This window comes from Pseudomonas sp. FP1154, assembly GCF_030687245.1.
Classification (GTDB): domain Bacteria; phylum Pseudomonadota; class Gammaproteobacteria; order Pseudomonadales; family Pseudomonadaceae; genus Aquipseudomonas; species Aquipseudomonas rhizophila.
On record NZ_CP117465.1, the window covers coordinates 2,741,727 to 2,756,558 of the forward strand.

The 14,832-nt window shown below is 60.2% G+C and carries 15 protein-coding genes and 1 pseudogene; 10 read left to right on the forward strand and 6 right to left on the reverse strand.

Features of this window, described 5'->3' with window-relative positions; all coding sequences use genetic code 11:
- The first annotated feature begins 207 nt into the window (after window positions 1-207).
- Window positions 208-1,239: an Ldh family oxidoreductase gene (locus PSH91_RS12430; RefSeq protein ID WP_076384981.1), complete on the forward strand. Its 1,032-nt coding sequence runs from the start codon at window positions 208-210 to the stop codon at window positions 1,237-1,239.
- 104 nt (window positions 1,240-1,343) lie between these two features.
- Here the strand turns inward: PSH91_RS12430 and PSH91_RS12435 are convergent, their stop codons facing one another.
- The gene (locus PSH91_RS12435) at window positions 1,344-1,661 is read right to left on the reverse strand and encodes a YqjD family protein (protein ID WP_047226556.1); all 318 of its coding nucleotides are present in this window, start codon (window positions 1,659-1,661) and stop codon (window positions 1,344-1,346) included.
- A gap of 160 nt (window positions 1,662-1,821) precedes the next feature.
- On the opposite strand from PSH91_RS12435, the gene PSH91_RS12440 reads away from it, so the two are divergent.
- Window positions 1,822-2,076, forward strand: coding sequence for a hypothetical protein (locus PSH91_RS12440; RefSeq protein WP_076384979.1), 255 nt, complete (start codon window positions 1,822-1,824; stop codon window positions 2,074-2,076).
- Window positions 2,077-2,079: 3 nt separating this feature from the next.
- Here the strand turns inward: PSH91_RS12440 and PSH91_RS12445 are convergent, their stop codons facing one another.
- The gene (locus tag PSH91_RS12445; protein WP_172833799.1) at window positions 2,080-2,979 is read right to left on the reverse strand and encodes a LysR family transcriptional regulator; all 900 of its coding nucleotides are present in this window, start codon (window positions 2,977-2,979) and stop codon (window positions 2,080-2,082) included.
- 94 nt (window positions 2,980-3,073) lie between these two features.
- Between PSH91_RS12445 and PSH91_RS12450 the strand changes: the two genes are divergently transcribed.
- Window positions 3,074-3,997: a carbon-nitrogen hydrolase family protein gene (locus tag PSH91_RS12450; protein WP_076386674.1), complete on the forward strand. Its 924-nt coding sequence runs from the start codon at window positions 3,074-3,076 to the stop codon at window positions 3,995-3,997.
- A 1-nt stretch (window position 3,998) separates the two neighbouring features.
- On the opposite strand, the gene PSH91_RS12455 is transcribed toward PSH91_RS12450, so the two are convergent.
- Entirely contained in the window at window positions 3,999-4,469 is a 471-nt protein-coding gene (locus PSH91_RS12455; RefSeq protein ID WP_305468360.1) for an LEA type 2 family protein, read from the reverse strand.
- A 191-nt stretch (window positions 4,470-4,660) separates the two neighbouring features.
- Here PSH91_RS12455 and PSH91_RS12460 point away from each other — a divergent pair, with 191 nt between their 5' ends.
- The 4 genes from PSH91_RS12460 (at window position 4,661) to PSH91_RS12475 (ending at window position 7,595) form a co-directional block, all read left to right on the forward strand.
- Window positions 4,661-5,377, forward strand: a complete 717-nt coding sequence (locus PSH91_RS12460; RefSeq protein WP_047226552.1) for a YafY family protein — start codon at window positions 4,661-4,663, stop codon at window positions 5,375-5,377.
- 51 nt (window positions 5,378-5,428) lie between these two features.
- A complete protein-coding gene (locus PSH91_RS12465; protein ID WP_047226551.1) occupies window positions 5,429-5,770 on the forward strand; it encodes a nuclear transport factor 2 family protein in 342 nt (113 codons plus the stop codon).
- Window positions 5,771-5,921: 151 nt separating this feature from the next.
- Window positions 5,922-7,043: a cell division protein ZapE gene (gene zapE / locus PSH91_RS12470; RefSeq protein ID WP_305468362.1), complete on the forward strand. Its 1,122-nt coding sequence runs from the start codon at window positions 5,922-5,924 to the stop codon at window positions 7,041-7,043.
- A gap of 57 nt (window positions 7,044-7,100) precedes the next feature.
- Entirely contained in the window at window positions 7,101-7,595 is a 495-nt protein-coding gene (locus tag PSH91_RS12475; RefSeq protein WP_047226549.1) for a GNAT family N-acetyltransferase, read from the forward strand.
- Between the two features lie 36 nt (window positions 7,596-7,631).
- Here the strand turns inward: PSH91_RS12475 and PSH91_RS12480 are convergent, their stop codons facing one another.
- Complete coding sequence (locus tag PSH91_RS12480) at window positions 7,632-9,371, reverse strand: phosphoethanolamine transferase CptA (RefSeq protein WP_107322513.1); 1,740 nt, start codon at window positions 9,369-9,371, stop codon at window positions 7,632-7,634.
- A 347-nt stretch (window positions 9,372-9,718) separates the two neighbouring features.
- Entirely contained in the window at window positions 9,719-9,892 is a 174-nt protein-coding gene (locus tag PSH91_RS12485; RefSeq protein ID WP_171061379.1) for a DUF6026 family protein, read from the reverse strand.
- Between the two features lie 274 nt (window positions 9,893-10,166).
- Here PSH91_RS12485 and gnd point away from each other — a divergent pair, with 274 nt between their 5' ends.
- From gnd to PSH91_RS12500, 3 genes and pseudogenes are all read left to right on the forward strand, one after another.
- Window positions 10,167-11,147 carry a phosphogluconate dehydrogenase (NAD(+)-dependent, decarboxylating) gene (gene gnd / locus PSH91_RS12490; RefSeq protein ID WP_047226547.1) on the forward strand — a complete coding sequence of 327 codons (981 nt, stop codon included), beginning with the start codon at window positions 10,167-10,169 and terminating at the stop codon, window positions 11,145-11,147.
- Window positions 11,144-12,667 carry a glucose-6-phosphate dehydrogenase gene (zwf, locus tag PSH91_RS12495; RefSeq protein ID WP_076384973.1) on the forward strand — a complete coding sequence of 508 codons (1,524 nt, stop codon included), beginning with the start codon at window positions 11,144-11,146 and terminating at the stop codon, window positions 12,665-12,667. Before gnd ends, zwf begins: the two co-directional genes overlap by 4 nt.
- Window positions 12,660-13,479: pseudogene (locus PSH91_RS12500) on the forward strand (HAD family hydrolase). Before zwf ends, PSH91_RS12500 begins: the two are co-directional and overlap by 8 nt.
- A gap of 13 nt (window positions 13,480-13,492) precedes the next feature.
- Here PSH91_RS12500 and PSH91_RS12505 read toward each other — a convergent pair.
- The gene (locus PSH91_RS12505; protein ID WP_076384971.1) at window positions 13,493-14,782 is read right to left on the reverse strand and encodes a hypothetical protein; all 1,290 of its coding nucleotides are present in this window, start codon (window positions 14,780-14,782) and stop codon (window positions 13,493-13,495) included.
- Window positions 14,783-14,832 lie beyond the last annotated feature (50 nt).

A 14,832-nucleotide genomic window follows, 5' to 3' on the forward strand; every position in this document is an offset into this window, starting at 1 on the left:
CGCCGCGAGGCGGCACGTTTGGTGGATGAGCGGCCAGACTAGGCAACGATCAATGAGCCAAGGTGGTACATAGTTACCGCACGCAAGCGCGGTGATCAGCGTAATCCGGCACGAGCAAGCTTTGCTCCGACAGTGAAGCGGTGTTTAATCAGCCGGCTGGTTCCCCTTACGCTGTTGCTACCTCCAACAATCACTCTGGAGCTTCAGATGTCTGCGCTATCCGATCATGCCGGTTCAAGCACCCTGTCTTTTTCCGCTTTGGTGAGCTTGCTGGAGAAAATATTCCTGCGACACGGCACGTCGGCCGAGGTCGCCCGGGCCCTGGCCGAAAACTGCGCCGGAGCCGAACGTGATGGCGCCCACAGTCATGGGGTGTTTCGCATTCCCGGTTATGTCTCGACGCTGAAAAGTGGTTGGGTCAATGGTCAGGCAGTACCCACGGTCGAAGATGTGGCATCAGGGTTTGTACGGGTGGACGCTGGTAACGGCTTCGCCCAGCCGGCCCTGGCCGCCGCACGTCCGTTGCTGGTGGCCAAGGCCCGCAGCGCCGGGATTGCAGTGTTGGCGATCCGCAACTCCCATCACTTCGCTGCCCTGTGGCCGGATGTCGAGCCGTTTGCCTATGAAGGTCTCGTGGCATTGAGCGTGGTCAACAGCATGACGTGCGTGGTGCCTCACGGTGCTGACCGTCCACTCTTTGGTACCAATCCCATTGCCTTCGCTGCGCCACGGGCCGATGGTGAGCCGATTGTCTTCGACCTGGCCACCAGCGCGATTGCCCACGGTGATGTGCAGATTGCTGCACGCAAGGGCGAATCGTTACCGCCAGGAATGGGGGTGGACAGCCTCGGTCAGCCGACCTGCGATCCGAAGGCGATTCTCGAAGGCGGGGCGCTCCTGCCTTTTGGCGGACACAAGGGCTCGGCGTTGTCGATGATGGTCGAGCTGCTGGCGGCCGCCCTGACCGGTGGCAACTTTTCCTTCGAGTTCGATTGGCACAACCATCCTGGGGCCAAGACACCCTGGACCGGTCAGTTGTTGATCGTGATCGACCCGAGCAAGGCCGCCGGGCAGAACTTCGCCGAGCGCAGCCAGGAGCTGGTCAGGCAGATGCATGGTGTCGGGTTGCGACGGCTGCCGGGTGATCGTCGACACAACGAGCGCAGCAAATCCAATGAGCGGGGGATCGCACTGGACGGGCAGACATTGGCGCAGTTGCGGGAGTTGGCGGGTTTGTAAAGCCGGCTTCGGATGAGGCTCTGGCGGTTCACGCATCTGTGGCGAGGAAATAAATCTCCTCGCCACACTATCAGTGATCATTCAAACAGGTTTTTGCCAAGGGCTTAACGGCGTCCGAGCAACAACCCCACCACCAGGCCGAAGCCTGCGGAAATGGCCACGGTCTGCCATGGATGTCCGCCGATATAGACTTCGGTGGCATCGACCATCGGCCGGGTCCGCTCCCGTGCGCTGGCAACCGAATCCAGGGCTTGTTGCAGCTTCTGCGAGATCTGGTCGCGCAGGTTTTCAGCGTCTTCGCCGACCAGTGAGGCGCTGCTTTTGAGCAGCTTTTCCGATTCCTCAATCAAAGCCTTCAGTTCACTGAAGGCTTGATCCTTGATTTGCTCTCCATTCCCTTGCAGCGTGCTTTTGCGAGCCATTGAGGTACTCCTTGCTGATGATGGCAGTGAACAATGGAGTGCTGCCCTTGAGCAAAAGTTGCAGCGTCTGGCAGCGGCAGCACTGTGGATCATAAAACGTGGTTAAGACGCGCCTCTTCAAGGTGTAAGATGGCGCATATTTACGCAACAGGTAATTCCCATGAGTTTCAATCTGGCTGACAAGCCCCTGGCCGAGCGCGCGGCACTGGAAGACGAAAAGTCCCGACTTTTTGAACTGTGGCAAAACAATCTGGGCAAGGCCAAGGGTGACGCGGCCCGGTTGTTCGGCGAGCGTTCCAAGCGCAAGGGCAAGTGGTCCGAATGGGTACGTGCCGAACTGGACGGCATGTCGCCGCCTGAGTACGCCAACATGGTGCGCAGTGAAGTCAATCGTCTGATGGCAGCCAACAAATAAACCTCAGGCAAAGGTCGCGATGATAGCCTCACGCACCTTGACCACGGCCGGGTCCATCTGCGTATGGGTTCGCCAGCCCAGTTCGATCGGGTAGCGGGGCAGGTCCAGCGGGCAGGGCAGCAACGCCAGGCCACTGAGGGAGGCGATCGCCGCGGCGGCATGCAGCGGAATGGTCGCCACGGCCTGGCTGCCCTTGAGCAGGAACGGCAGGGCGGCAAAGTGGGTGGTCGAGGCACACACCCGCCGGCTCAGGCCAAGGCCGGCCAACCCTTCGTCGGTGATGCCGATGAACCCACCGGAAGACACGAGCAGATGCTCACGGGCCACGAACGCCTCCAGGGTCAGCGTCTGCTGGTCCTGCGTCAGGCTGGCCGGGTCGACGAGACAGGCGTAGTCGCCTTCGCCCAGTACCTGACGGCTGAGCAAGCGTTCGGTAAACCCTCCCGCCGTGATCGCCAGATCGAAACTGCGCTCCATCAGCGCCCGGCCGACGATCTGGCTATGGGTCTGGCGAAAAATCAATCGCAGCCCCGGCGCCCGTCGTGCCACGTCCTCGATCAAGCGCCGGCCATGGGCAATTTCGAAATCATCGGACAACCCGACGATGACCGAGCGACCTTCGTAATGACTGGCATCGGGGTCAACCATCGCCAGGCTCTGGCGACATTTATTCAGTGCGTCGCTGATCACCGGTTTGAGCTGATTGGCCCGTAAGGTCGGCGCCAGGCCGCGGCCAGTGCGCACAAACAATTGATCGTCATACAGGTTTCGAAGCCTGCGCAGCGCCGCGCTGATGGCCGACTGGGTCACGCCCAGGCGTAGCGCGGCGCGGCTGGCGCTGGATTCATCGTGCAGGGCTTCGAAGGTCTTGAGCAGATTAAGGTCGACATCCGCGATATTCATAACACTCATATCATTTAGCAGCGTATGGGGCTTTATTCATGATCGTCTGGCACCTGAAAATCAGCAACCCCAGATGATCGAGGAGTTGAAAACCATGCCCAAATCCATTGTGGCTGCCCTGCAGATCGGCTCGTTGCCCGGAGGCAAAGCTGACACCCTGGCGCAGATCCTTACCTATGAAGATGCCGTACGCCAGGCCGGAGCACGCTTGGTGGTGATGCCCGAAGCGCTGCTGGGTGGGTATCCGAAGGGAGAAAGCTTCGGTACACAGTTGGGGTACCGGTTGCCCGAAGGACGCGAGGCCTTTGCTCGTTATTTTGCCAACGCCATCGACGTGCCGGGCAGTGAAACCGAGGCCTTGGCCGGGTTTTCGGCGCGCACGGGGGCAAGTCTGGTAGTGGGTGTCATTGAGCGTGACGGCAGTACCTTGTACTGCACCGCCCTGTATTTCGAGCCCGATGCCGGCCTGGTGGCCAAGCATCGCAAGCTGATGCCCACTGGCACTGAGCGTCTGATTTGGGGTAAGGGCGACGGCTCGACTTTACCGGTGATCGACAGCCAGGTCGGTCGTGTAGGCGCTGCGGTGTGTTGGGAGAACATGATGCCGCTGTTGCGCACCGCGATGTACGCCAAAGGGGTGCAGGTCTGGTGTGCGCCGACGGTGGATGAGCGGGAGATGTGGCAGGTGACCATGCGTCATATCGCCCACGAAGGTCGTTGCTTCGTGGTCAGCGCCTGTCAGGTTCAGGCCTCGCCTCAGGCGCTGGGCATTGAAGTGGCGAACTGGCCTGCCGAGCGTCCCCTGATTGCCGGCGGCAGTGTGATTGTCGGCCCCATGGGGGACGTCCTGGCCGGTCCGCTTAAAGGCACAAGCGGGTTGTTGACCGCCGAAATCGATACCGATGAACTGGTACCGGCGCGCTACGACTATGACGTGGTCGGCCATTACGCCAGGCCCGATGTGTTCGAACTGGTGGTGGACGAGCGGGCCAAACCCGGCGTGCGTTTTACTCGCTGATTTACCAAGTGGCCGCGGTACCCGGCAAGTCCAGGGTGCCGCGGTCCACGAAGCGCAGGGTGCCGAACAGTCCACCGGCCAGTTTGCCTTTGAGTACGTAAGGCAGGTTGTCCAGGCTTTGGGTCTGGCTCAGGCCCAGCGTCTGGCGCAGCACGGAGAAAGCCGAGATGCTCACTGGCACGCTCAGTACCGCCTCGGAGAACCGTGGGATGGATCCGGTCTGATCGCAGACCCCCGATGCCAGTGTCCGGCCATTAACCTCGAGGTCGAGCGCGACACCGTTGTAATCGATGGCGGTTTCGTTAGGGTTCTGCAATCGCAGTTTCACGGCAAAGCGCATCTCCAGCTCCTGGCTGGGCAACGGTTCGATGCCCACCACGGTGATGTTCAGCGGATCGCGGTGCGGGAAGAGGGCGCAGGCGCTCAGGCTGAGCAACATCAGGAAAAGGGACACACCGAGGGCTCTGCGCATGGATAAACTCTCACGATAATAGGTAGGGCAAACGGGCGAGCTGTTGAGCACGATAACCCACATTTCTCTCAAACCACCGCACATCACGCGGTTTCCCGTCCAGTTCAATCCAGACAGGGCTCATGGCTCCTGACAGTTTCTGACAGCAGGCTCTGCTAATCTGCGTCAATCTTTTTTCCGGATCGCCCATCGTGTCGCGTACCACTCGACTGCTCACATTATTGCAAGTCTTGCGAGGCAAGCGCTGCCCGGTTACCGCTGCGACATTGGCGGCCGAGTTGAAAGTGTCCGAGCGCACGCTCTACCGCGATATCGCCGAACTCTCGGCCCTGGGGGCGCCGATCCAGGGCGAGGCGGGCATTGGCTATGTGTTGCGCAGCGGCCTGTTCCTGCCGCCATTGATGTTCACGGCTGATGAAATCGAAGCCATTGTGCTGGGGCTGCGCTACGTTGATCAGCGTGGCGACGAGGTGCTGGGCAAGGCTGCTGCCGACGCTTTGGCCAAGGTGGCCGCAGTGCTGGCGCCTGACGTCCGGGATGCCCTGCGCAACCCCACGGTATTGCCCGGGCCTCCTGGCTATGGCTATCCACAGAATACGGTGGAGCTGAATGTGTACCGCCAGGCCATTCGCGCCCAAGCCAAGCTGCATATCGATTACGCCGACGTGAACAAAACCCCCAGCCAGCGCCTGATCTGGCCGTTGGCCCTGGGTTTTTTCAATGAGGCGCGGGTAGTGGTTGCCTGGTGTGAACTACGCGGCGCCTATCGGACCTTTCGCACTGACCGGATTGCTTCTGCCACCGAGCAGGGCGAGCGCTATCCTGGCCGGCGCAGCGACTTGTTGCGCGCCTGGTTCAAGCTGATGGAACTGGACGAAATGGGGCGTTTCACTCCTGACAAAAACTGACACAAGGCTGTTCTAGCATGGTGTCAGATCGATAAAACAAGGAGCCCTACCATGTCCAATCCCGTCTCTTCCCTGGCCCCGGCCATTGCCGGCTACATTGCAGCCGCCAATGCCCGTGACAGTTCGGCGGTGACGCGTTTTTTCGCCGAGGATGCCAACGTGTTCGATGAAGGCCAGCACCGCGCCGGCACCCAGGCCATCGCTCAATGGATGGAAGACACCGCCCGGCGTTTACAGCCTCGGGTCGAGGTGCTCAATGTGCAGCAACGCACCGGCAAGGTGCTGGTGCATAACCTGATCTCCGGAACTTTCCCCGGCAGCCCGCTGGAGTTGCGCTACACCTTCCGGCTCGACGAGCAGGGGAAGATCAGTCGGCTGGATATCTCGATCTAGATGTTTGCACGTTGGATCGTCAACACCTGTGGGGAGGGGACAAATCGCCCTCGCCACAGGGTTTTGCTTGGATTCACAGGCAGGTGAGATCACTCACTCAAAGCCGCCGACATGGCATACTCCCCGACCTCGTTTTCCGGATCCGGGCCGTATGACTTTCGACTCCCCCTTGAGCGCCTGGCAGCATGCCATCGAACACCATGGCTTTGTCCAGGATGAAGCCCAGGAACTGGCCATCATGGCTCTGCAAGAGTGCCACCAGGCACTGCACGAGGGGCGCAAGTCGATCCAGGGCGTTTATCTCTGGGGCCCGGTCGGCCGCGGCAAGACCTGGTTGATGGACCGTTTCTACGAAAGCCTGAGGGTGCCGGCCCGTCGTCAGCATTTCCATCATTTCATGGCCTGGGTGCATCAGCGCTCGTTCCAGCTTACGGGCACGCCGGACCCTTTGCAGGCATTGGCTGCAGAACTGAGCCAAGAGGTCAGGGTGTTGTGTTTCGACGAGTTGTTCGTCACCGACATTGGCGATGCCATTATTCTGGGTCGTCTGTTTCAGGTCATGTTCGAGCGGGGCATGGTGGTGGTCAGCACCTCCAACCTGCCGCCCGAGGAGCTTTATGCCAACGGCCACAACCGCGAGCGATTCCTGCCCACCATCACGGCGATCAAGCAGCACATGCGGGTCGTGCCGGTGAACGGATGGCAAGATCATCGCCAGCATCCGGGAGCATTGCAGCAGCGCTACTGGCTACGCGACGGCGGGCAACCCGATCCGTTGGAGGCAGTTTTTGCCCAGTTGACCGCAGGACAGGCGCCCAACAGTTTGCCGATTGAAGTCGGTCATCGTCTGCTTCAGCCCGTGCGGGCCAGCGATACGGTGCTTTGGAGTCGTTACGCGGATATGTGTGAGCAGCCGTTCTCAGCCATGGATTTCATGGCGCTGTGCGACCGTTTCAAGGCCATCCTGATCAGCGACGTACCGAGTCTGAGCGCCGAGCAGCGCGAGGGACGCATTGCCCGTGGAACCGAAGACGGGGTTGAAAGGGTAGAGGCTGGTGATCGTGAGTTGCCGCAGTTGTCCATCCATGATGACGGTGTGCGGCGTTTCATCGCCCTGGTCGATGAATGCTACGACCGCAAGGTGCCGTTGTACCTTTCGGCACAGGTGCCGATGGACCGGTTGTACACCGAGGGCTATCTGCAATTCCCGTTTCGTCGTACGCTCAGTCGCCTGCAGGAAATGCAAATGCAGCGTTTTGGTCAGTCCGCCTGACCGTATCCCGCCGACGGCACCGGAGCCGCCGGTACTACCGAAGTGAGATGGAACGCCGTGGAAGAAACCAGGGACATTCTTGTATTGCAAGCCAGCTACACCAATGCAGTCCACGCCGAAGCAATCTGTTATGTGCTGAACGGCTATGCCGAAGATCCAATGGGCGGTGGTCAGTCGCTGCCGCCGGAAGTGCTGCTGCATCTACCCGAGGAACTGGCCAAGCGCCCGCATGCCTTCAGCGTACTGGCTTTCGTCAACGGCGAACCAGCGGGCCTGGTCAATTGCTTCGAAGGTTTTTCGACATTCGCCTGCAGACCGCTGGTCAATGTCCACGATGTTGTGGTGATGAAGCCGTTCCGCGGGTTGGGGTTGAGCCAGAAGATGCTGCAGAAGGTCGAGGATATCGCCCGCCAGCGGGGTTGCTGCAAAATCACCCTGGAAGTGCTTGAAGGCAATGCCATCGCCCAGGCCAGCTATACCAGGTTTGGCTTTGCCCCTGGCATGTTCGACCCGGCCCATGGCCGTATGCTGTTCTGGACAAAGCCCCTGTAGAGGCCGCCCCTGTGGTAGCGGGCGAGGGCGGTGCGGTTATTTTTGCACGACCCGCACCGCAGGCGCCTTGGGCTGCATCAGGCTGAAGTCGATCAAGGCTTTGCGCTGGTGTTCATAAGGGTTGCCGATCAACAGCGGGCGGGCCTTGAAGTCATCGCTCACCAGGCTTTTACTGCGGTCCAGTTCATCAAAACTCAAACCGGCCAGGTCTGCCCAGGTGTGGATCAAGTGAGCGCTGCTGTAGGGGCGTGACAGGTCAGCGCTGAAGTTCCAGTCATGAGTTTCACGCCACTTGGGCGAGGCCCAGGCGATGAACGGAACGGTGTACATCGGCGCGGTCGGCTTGCCTTCGTTGCGGCCAAGCGTGCTGTGGCCCGGCGAATCGAACACGTCTTCGCCATGGTCCGACAGGTACAGCAAAAAGCCGTTGGGGTCGGTTTTGGCGTAGTCCTTGATCAGGCTGGACACTACGAAGTCGTTGTACAGCACCGCGTTGTCGTAACTGTTGTAGGTCGGGACCTGGTCGTCACGTACCCCCGCCGGTACGCCCTGGCGGTCGGTGAACGTCTTGAAGCTGGGCGGATACCGGTATTGATAGCTCATGTGGGTGCCGAGCAGGTGCACCACGATCAGTTTGCGCGCAGCGCTGTCTGCCAGGGCCTGGTTGAACGGGGCGATCACATCGCCGTCGTATTGCGCCGCGTTCTGGTTGCGGTTGTTGTTCAGGTATACCTGCGCATCGGCTTGTTGAGAGAAGGTCGTGAGCATGGTGTTGCGCTTGGTCATGGTCTGCTGGTTAGTGATCCAGAAGGTCTTGTAACCGGCCTGCTTCATCATGCTCACCAGGGACGGTGTGCTCAGGTAAAGGTCTGGGTTCTGTTCATCGGCGAACGTCAGCACCTGCTGCAGCGCTTCGATGGTGTAGGGGCGCGGGGTGATGACATTGTCGAAAACCGAGAGCTGGTCCTTGAGCTTGTCCAGTTCCGGCGTGGTTTTCCTTGGGTAACCGTACAGGCTCATGCGCTGGCGGTTGGTGGACTCGCCGATGACCAGCACCAGAGTGGCGGGCTGGTCGGCCATGGCGTCCTTCAGGTGGCCCAGGGGGGCGATCTTGCTGGCGCTGTGAAGCATGCCCTGCATGTTTTCCAGTTGTTCGCCATAGCGCCGGTAAGCAACCAGCATCTGCCACGGCACGGCCGGCTCGATGCGACTTTCGAATTTCTCCAGGCCACCGGCAAATGTACCTGCACGCAGGGTGTGCTTGACCAGCGGATAGCCGGCAACTGCCACCACAATCGCAGTCGCCGCGACCATGGCTTGGCCGCGGGGCAGGTACACCGGGCGCAGACGTGTCCAGAGCCAATATCCGACGGCGGTATGGGCCAGGAAGGCCGCCACCATCCACCAGGCAAAATACTGCGTCATGTACTCGCCGGCTTCGGACACGTTCGATTCGAACATGATGAAGATGACGCTCTGGGAAAACTCCTGCTGATAGATGAAGAAGTAGCCCAGGCTGGCCATGGAGCAAGCCCACAGGACCACGCCGATCAGCGCAGCAAGTAAACGGGTCCGGGCAGGAAAGAGCAGCATGGGCGCAAGCCACAGCGCGCTCATCACGAATGCCTGGCGAAACCCGGTGAACCCAGAGGTGTCGGTCACCAGTATGAGCAGTTGGGTAATGCCCGAGAAATACCAGAAAAACAGAAATAACCAGCCAAACCCGGCCCAGTCAAAACTTTTCGCAGTCGTTGTGCTGCGTTTGAACAAACTCATCAAGCGCTCCAGCCTTCCTGTCGACAAAGCCGCTGGCACCCAATGGATGCCCACAGACATGCGCCGAACTACCTAAAAGGCCGGGAGTATCGCGATGGGGGTGTGAAAAGTTTGTTAGATATTTGGTTACAAAACGAATGTCGGGGGGCTGTGGCGAAGGCGTTTTTTGTGGCGAGGAGGTTTATTTCCGGTGTTCGCGTTGCAACCTCACGCACTGAAACCGCGCACTCAGGGGCTGGCCGCTACGTGTTGCGGCAAGAACACATGCCCTTGGCACGAATGGGTACACATGGAAATGACACCGGTTTATCCAGTGCCACTTCCGGCGCCGCGCCTCTGCTCGGGGGTTACCGAGCCAGGGCCTGGCTCTGATGGGACAGCTGGGAGTGTTGCAACTGCATGCGCAATTGCGTCACCTCATCAAGCAGCAGATCACGCTCTTCTTTGAGCAGGCGTAATTCGTCGCGACGAATGGTCACGTAAAGGGTTTGGGGAGGACGTGCGGTAACTACGGAGTCCATTGCTCACCTCGCAAATGGCGTACATCAACTATAGAGATGTCGCCAGTATTTGGTCGACACCTCTACTATCGGCGCCGATTCTGATTTCTTTTGCTTGTGATTGGAACTTTTTTATTTTTCATGGTCGCTGTGTCTTTGGCCGGATCTGGAGCGTTATCCCTTGTGATCGCTCGAATTACCCGGAAACTATGCAGCAATGCTCTGGACTAACCTCCACTCGTCGATTGAGCTAAACCTTTGACACACCTTTATTTGTAGTAGGGAGCATCAGCACATGCAACTCGGGATCATTGGACTGGGCCGCATGGGCGGCAATATTGCGCGGCGCCTGATGCTCAATGGGCATACCACCGTCGTCTACGATCGCAATGCCGCCTTTGTCGAAAACCTGAGCCAGGAGGGCGCAACGGGCGTCGCGGATCTGCCGCAACTGGTGGCCGGTCTGGAAAAACCACGGGCTGTCTGGGTCATGTTGCCTGCCGGCGCACCCACCGAAGACACGATTAACGTTCTCAGCGAGTTGCTGGAGCCGGGCGACGTCATCATTGATGGCGGTAACACGTACTACAAGGATGACATCCGTCGCGCGCAGGCGTTGTCGGTCAAGGGCCTGAATTATATCGACGTCGGCACTTCCGGCGGCGTCTGGGGCCTGGAACGCGGTTATTGCATGATGATTGGGGGTGACGCCGAAGTGGTGAAGCGCCTGGACCCCTTGTTTGACAGCCTGGCGCCAGGGATGGGCGATATCCCGCGCACCCGCGACCGCAAGTCCGACGATGATCGCGCTGAACGCGGCTACATCCACGCGGGCCCAGCCGGTTCGGGGCATTTCGTGAAGATGATCCACAACGGCATTGAATACGGAATGATGCAGGCCTTCGCCGAGGGCTTTGACATCCTCAAGACCAAATCCAGCGAAAGCCTGCCACCTGAGCAGCGATTTGACTTGAACGTGGCCGATATCGCCGAAGTCTGGCGTCGCGGCAGTGTGGTGTCGTCCTGGCTGCTGGATTTGACCGCCGACGCCTTGGCCAGCGATCCGAAGCTGGACGGCTTCTCTGGTGAGGTTGCCGACAGTGGTGAAGGGCGCTGGACCATCGAAGCGGCCATTGAGCAAGCGGTGCCGGTGCCGGTGCTCTCCAGTTCATTGTTCGCCCGTTTCCGCTCGCGCCAGCAGAGCACCTACGGTGACAAGATGCTCTCGGCCATGCGCTTTGGCTTCGGTGGTCACGTGGAGACGCCGAAAAAATGACCTCGATCGGCAGGAAATCCAAGGCAGAACCCGCGCCGCCGACCACGCTGTTTCTGTTCGGCGCCCATGGTGATCTGGTCAAGCGTCTGCTGATGCCGGCGCTGTACCACCTCAGTCGCGACGGGCTGCTGGGGGATGGCCTGCAGATCATTGGCGTCGACCATAATGCTATCAGTGATGTGGACTTCGCCAGGAAACTCGAGGATTTCATCCGTCACCAGGCGGCGAGCAAGGGCGGCGATGCCGACCGGGCGCTCGACCCGGTGCTGTGGGCCAGCCTGGCTCGGGGCATCAGTTATGTTCAGGGTGACTTCCTCGACGACAGCACCTACCAAGCACTGGCGGCGAAAATCGCCGCCAGTGGCACCGGCAACGCGGTTTTCTATCTGGCGACCGCGCCGCGCTTTTTCAGTGAAGTGGTCCGCCGCCTTGGCGCGGCTGGGCTGCTTCAGGAACAGGATGATGCCTTCCGGCGTGTGGTGATCGAGAAACCGTTCGGTTCCGACCTGCAAACCGCCGAAGCGCTCAATGCCTGCCTGCTCAAAGTCATGAGCGAAAAACAGATCTACCGGATCGACCATTACCTAGGCAAGGAAACGGTGCAGAACATTCTGGTCAGCCGTTTTTCCAACAGCCTGTTCGAGGCCTTCTGGAACAATCACTACATCGACCACGTACAAATCACCGCCGCAGAAACCGTTGGCGTGGAAACCCGTGGCAGTTTCTATGAACACACCGGCGCCCTGCGGGACATGGTGCCCAACCACTTGTTCCAGTTGCTGGCGATGGTGGCCATGGAACCGCCGGCCGCCTTTGGCGCCGATGCGGTGCGTGGTGAGAAGGCCAAGGTGGTCGGGGCCATTCGCCCCTGGTCGGTGGAGCAGGCCCGCGCCAACTCGGTGCGTGGCCAGTACACCGCAGGCCACGTCGGCGACAGACCGGTCAATGGTTACCGCGAGGAAGCGAATGTCGCACCCGACAGCAATACCGAAACCTACGTCGCCCTCAAGGTGATGATCGATAACTGGCGTTGGGTCGGGGTGCCGTTTTACCTGCGCACAGGCAAACGCATGAGTGTGCGGGACACGGAAATTGTCATCTGCTTCAAACCGGCGCCTTACGCGCAGTTTCGCGATACTGAAGTCGATGAACTGCAACCTACGTACTTGAGAATCCAGATCCAGCCCAATGAAGGCATGTGGTTCGACCTGCTGGCCAAGCGGCCGGGGCCAACCCTCGACATGGCGAATATTGAGCTGGGATTTGCCTACAAGGACTTCTTCGAAATGCAACCGTCCACGGGCTACGAAACCTTGATCTACGACTGCCTGACCGGCGATCAGACCTTGTTCCAGCGTGCCGACAACATTGAAAACGGCTGGCGTGTGGTCCAGCCGTTCCTCGATGCCTGGCAACAGGACGCGACGGTCCAGTTCTACAAGGCCGGTGAAGATGGTCCGTCGGCCGCAGATGACCTGCTGACACGCGATGGCCGCGTTTGGCATGCGCTCGATGAGTGATCAGGTGAAACACCCCATCCGGTTTACTCAGTGACATGGACGGCACGCTGTTGCTGCCCGACCACAGTCTCAACCAGCGCACTATCGAGGCCGTTCGCTCGCTGCGCGAGGCGGGCGTGATGTTCAGCCTCGCCACCGGGCGGCCGCCCCGGGCGATGTTGCAGCAGATCGAAGCCTTGGGCGTGGACCTGCCTACCGCCGCGTTCAATGGCGGTACGCTGGTCCACCCGGACGGCAGTTTCCTCGCCGTGCACTACCTGCCACCTGAGGCGGCTTTGGCGACGCTGGCCTTGTACGCCGACCAGCCTGATATCGAGGTCTGGGTGTTTGCCGACGGTGACTGGCTGGTGCGCGACGCCAACGGTCCGATGGTGCCGGTGGAGACACGTGGGCTTGGCTATCCGCCGGTGCAAGTCGAGAGTTTCGAGCCTTACCTGGAACGTATCGACAAGATCGTCGCCACCAGCGCCAATACGCAGCTACTGGTTGATCTGGAGGCGCGCTTGCATCCGCTGCTCAAGGGCCAGGCTCAGGTCTCGCGTTCGCAACCGATCTATCTGGATGTGACGGCGATGCGGGCAAACAAGGGTGAAGCGCTGGCGACCCTGGCAGCGTTCCTGGGGGTGCCGTTGGAACAGACCGCCGCCATGGGCGACGGTGGCAACGATCCGGCGATGTTTCACCGTGCGGGGTTGTCGATTGCCATGGGGCAGGCGGAGGAGGCGATTCAGCGTCAGGCCGATGTCATCACCGCAGCCAACACCGAAGACGGCGCGGCGCTGGCAATCGAGCGATTCATTCTGGCTCGATGAACCAAGCAAATCCTCAGGGCCGGTACCGCACCACCACTGCTCGATACTTGCCATGCAGAGAATAGCCGCCCACCAGGATCTTCCCGTCTGCCTGCAGAGCCAGGGATGTGGCGGTGTCGAGGCTGTAGCCCAGCCGAGTGCGGACCCAACCTCTGCCCTCACCGAAATCCGGATCGAGGCTGGCGTCCGGCAAGTGCCGGGCCAGAACGAAGTCAGTTTCGATACCGCCGATGGTGGCCCCAGCGGTCACCAGCTTTGCGTCTGCTTGAAGCTGGGCCGCCGTCCACTGACTGGCGCTGTTGCCAAATTTCAGGAACTGACACTGTCCTTGATTGCAGCGAGGGTCCGGTTTGCCGTCCCTGCCCACTCTTAGCGACAGGCAATGCATCGGGTCGCGGCTGCTGCCCAGTGCTTGCAGATCACCGTCTGGAAGTTGGACGATCTGGCTGACCATCACGCTGTGCTGCTGGGTCGTGATGGACAGGAAACCGTCCTCGCCAAAGCTGTCATCAAGTGTGCCGCTGGGATCATAGCGGGCCATCAAACCTTGTTGGGGCAAGTCAATCACTCCGCCGACCACGATGCTGCCGTCGGCCTGAAGCGCCACACAACCCAGCCAAGTGTTTTTCAACAGATGCCGGACCATCACAAAGCCGCGGTTGTTGAACGAAGTGTCCAATGCGCCGTCGGGCAGGAGCCGGATCAGGATGCCGACATGGTCAGATAATTGGTAATGATGATTGGCGAGGATGAGGATCCGGCCATCGGCCTGCACCCGCATGTCGCAGGCTTCAAGACCCGGTACGCCGGGTGGGAGCCAGGTGTCGCGCAGACCTTGGGAAAGATTGCCGCACAGCCGTATGACCTGCCGCCCGGCGCTGCCGAAGCTTTGAACGGCGCGGCCCTGCTGATCGAACAGCGCGATGGCGGGCAGGGTGCGGTCGGTGTTTTCGTAGTGCAGACCGGACAGCAGGATACGGCCGTCGGGTAATTCCATCACCTTGCCTGCGGTGGCTTCGAAGCCGCGCTCAAAAGAGCCGATCACATAGCCATGGTGTCCGAAGCTCGCGTCAGCCGAACCGTCGTGGTTGAGCCGTGCAAGCCCGAACCGGCTGCCTTCGGTCGTTTCGATCCGGGCTGCCACCAGGATCCTTCCGGCATGATCGACCGTCAGGCCCGTGGTCCGGCTCCCGAAGCTACCGGTAAAATGCACCCAGGCTTTACCGTTATCGGCAAAGCCTGGGTCGAGTTGGCCGGCACAGGCTGCGGCCGTCGGCATTGCAAACGCGGTTTGATCGAGCATGCATGCCTCTCCTTGCGTGTCGATAAGCCCGGAGGGGCGACGACTGCATG

Excerpts from the sequence above, each read along its gene's own strand:
- PSH91_RS12430 (WP_076384981.1), top strand. The coding sequence starts at position 208 with ATGTCTGCGCTATCCGATCATGCCGGTTCAAGCACCCTGTCTTTTTCC.
- PSH91_RS12435 (WP_047226556.1), bottom strand. The coding sequence starts at position 1,661 with ATGGCTCGCAAAAGCACGCTGCAAGGGAATGGAGAGCAAATCAAGGAT.
- PSH91_RS12440 (WP_076384979.1), top strand. The coding sequence starts at position 1,822 with ATGAGTTTCAATCTGGCTGACAAGCCCCTGGCCGAGCGCGCGGCACTG.
- PSH91_RS12445 (WP_172833799.1), bottom strand. The coding sequence starts at position 2,979 with ATGAATATCGCGGATGTCGACCTTAATCTGCTCAAGACCTTCGAAGCC.
- PSH91_RS12450 (WP_076386674.1), top strand. The coding sequence starts at position 3,074 with ATGCCCAAATCCATTGTGGCTGCCCTGCAGATCGGCTCGTTGCCCGGA.
- PSH91_RS12455 (WP_305468360.1), bottom strand. The coding sequence starts at position 4,469 with ATGCGCAGAGCCCTCGGTGTGTCCCTTTTCCTGATGTTGCTCAGCCTG.
- PSH91_RS12465 (WP_047226551.1), top strand. The coding sequence starts at position 5,429 with ATGTCCAATCCCGTCTCTTCCCTGGCCCCGGCCATTGCCGGCTACATT.
- zapE (WP_305468362.1), top strand. The coding sequence starts at position 5,922 with ATGACTTTCGACTCCCCCTTGAGCGCCTGGCAGCATGCCATCGAACAC.
- PSH91_RS12480 (WP_107322513.1), bottom strand. The coding sequence starts at position 9,371 with ATGAGTTTGTTCAAACGCAGCACAACGACTGCGAAAAGTTTTGACTGG.
- PSH91_RS12485 (WP_171061379.1), bottom strand. The coding sequence starts at position 9,892 with ATGGACTCCGTAGTTACCGCACGTCCTCCCCAAACCCTTTACGTGACC.
- gnd (WP_047226547.1), top strand. The coding sequence starts at position 10,167 with ATGCAACTCGGGATCATTGGACTGGGCCGCATGGGCGGCAATATTGCG.
- zwf (WP_076384973.1), top strand. The coding sequence starts at position 11,144 with ATGACCTCGATCGGCAGGAAATCCAAGGCAGAACCCGCGCCGCCGACC.
- PSH91_RS12505 (WP_076384971.1), bottom strand. The coding sequence starts at position 14,782 with ATGCTCGATCAAACCGCGTTTGCAATGCCGACGGCCGCAGCCTGTGCC.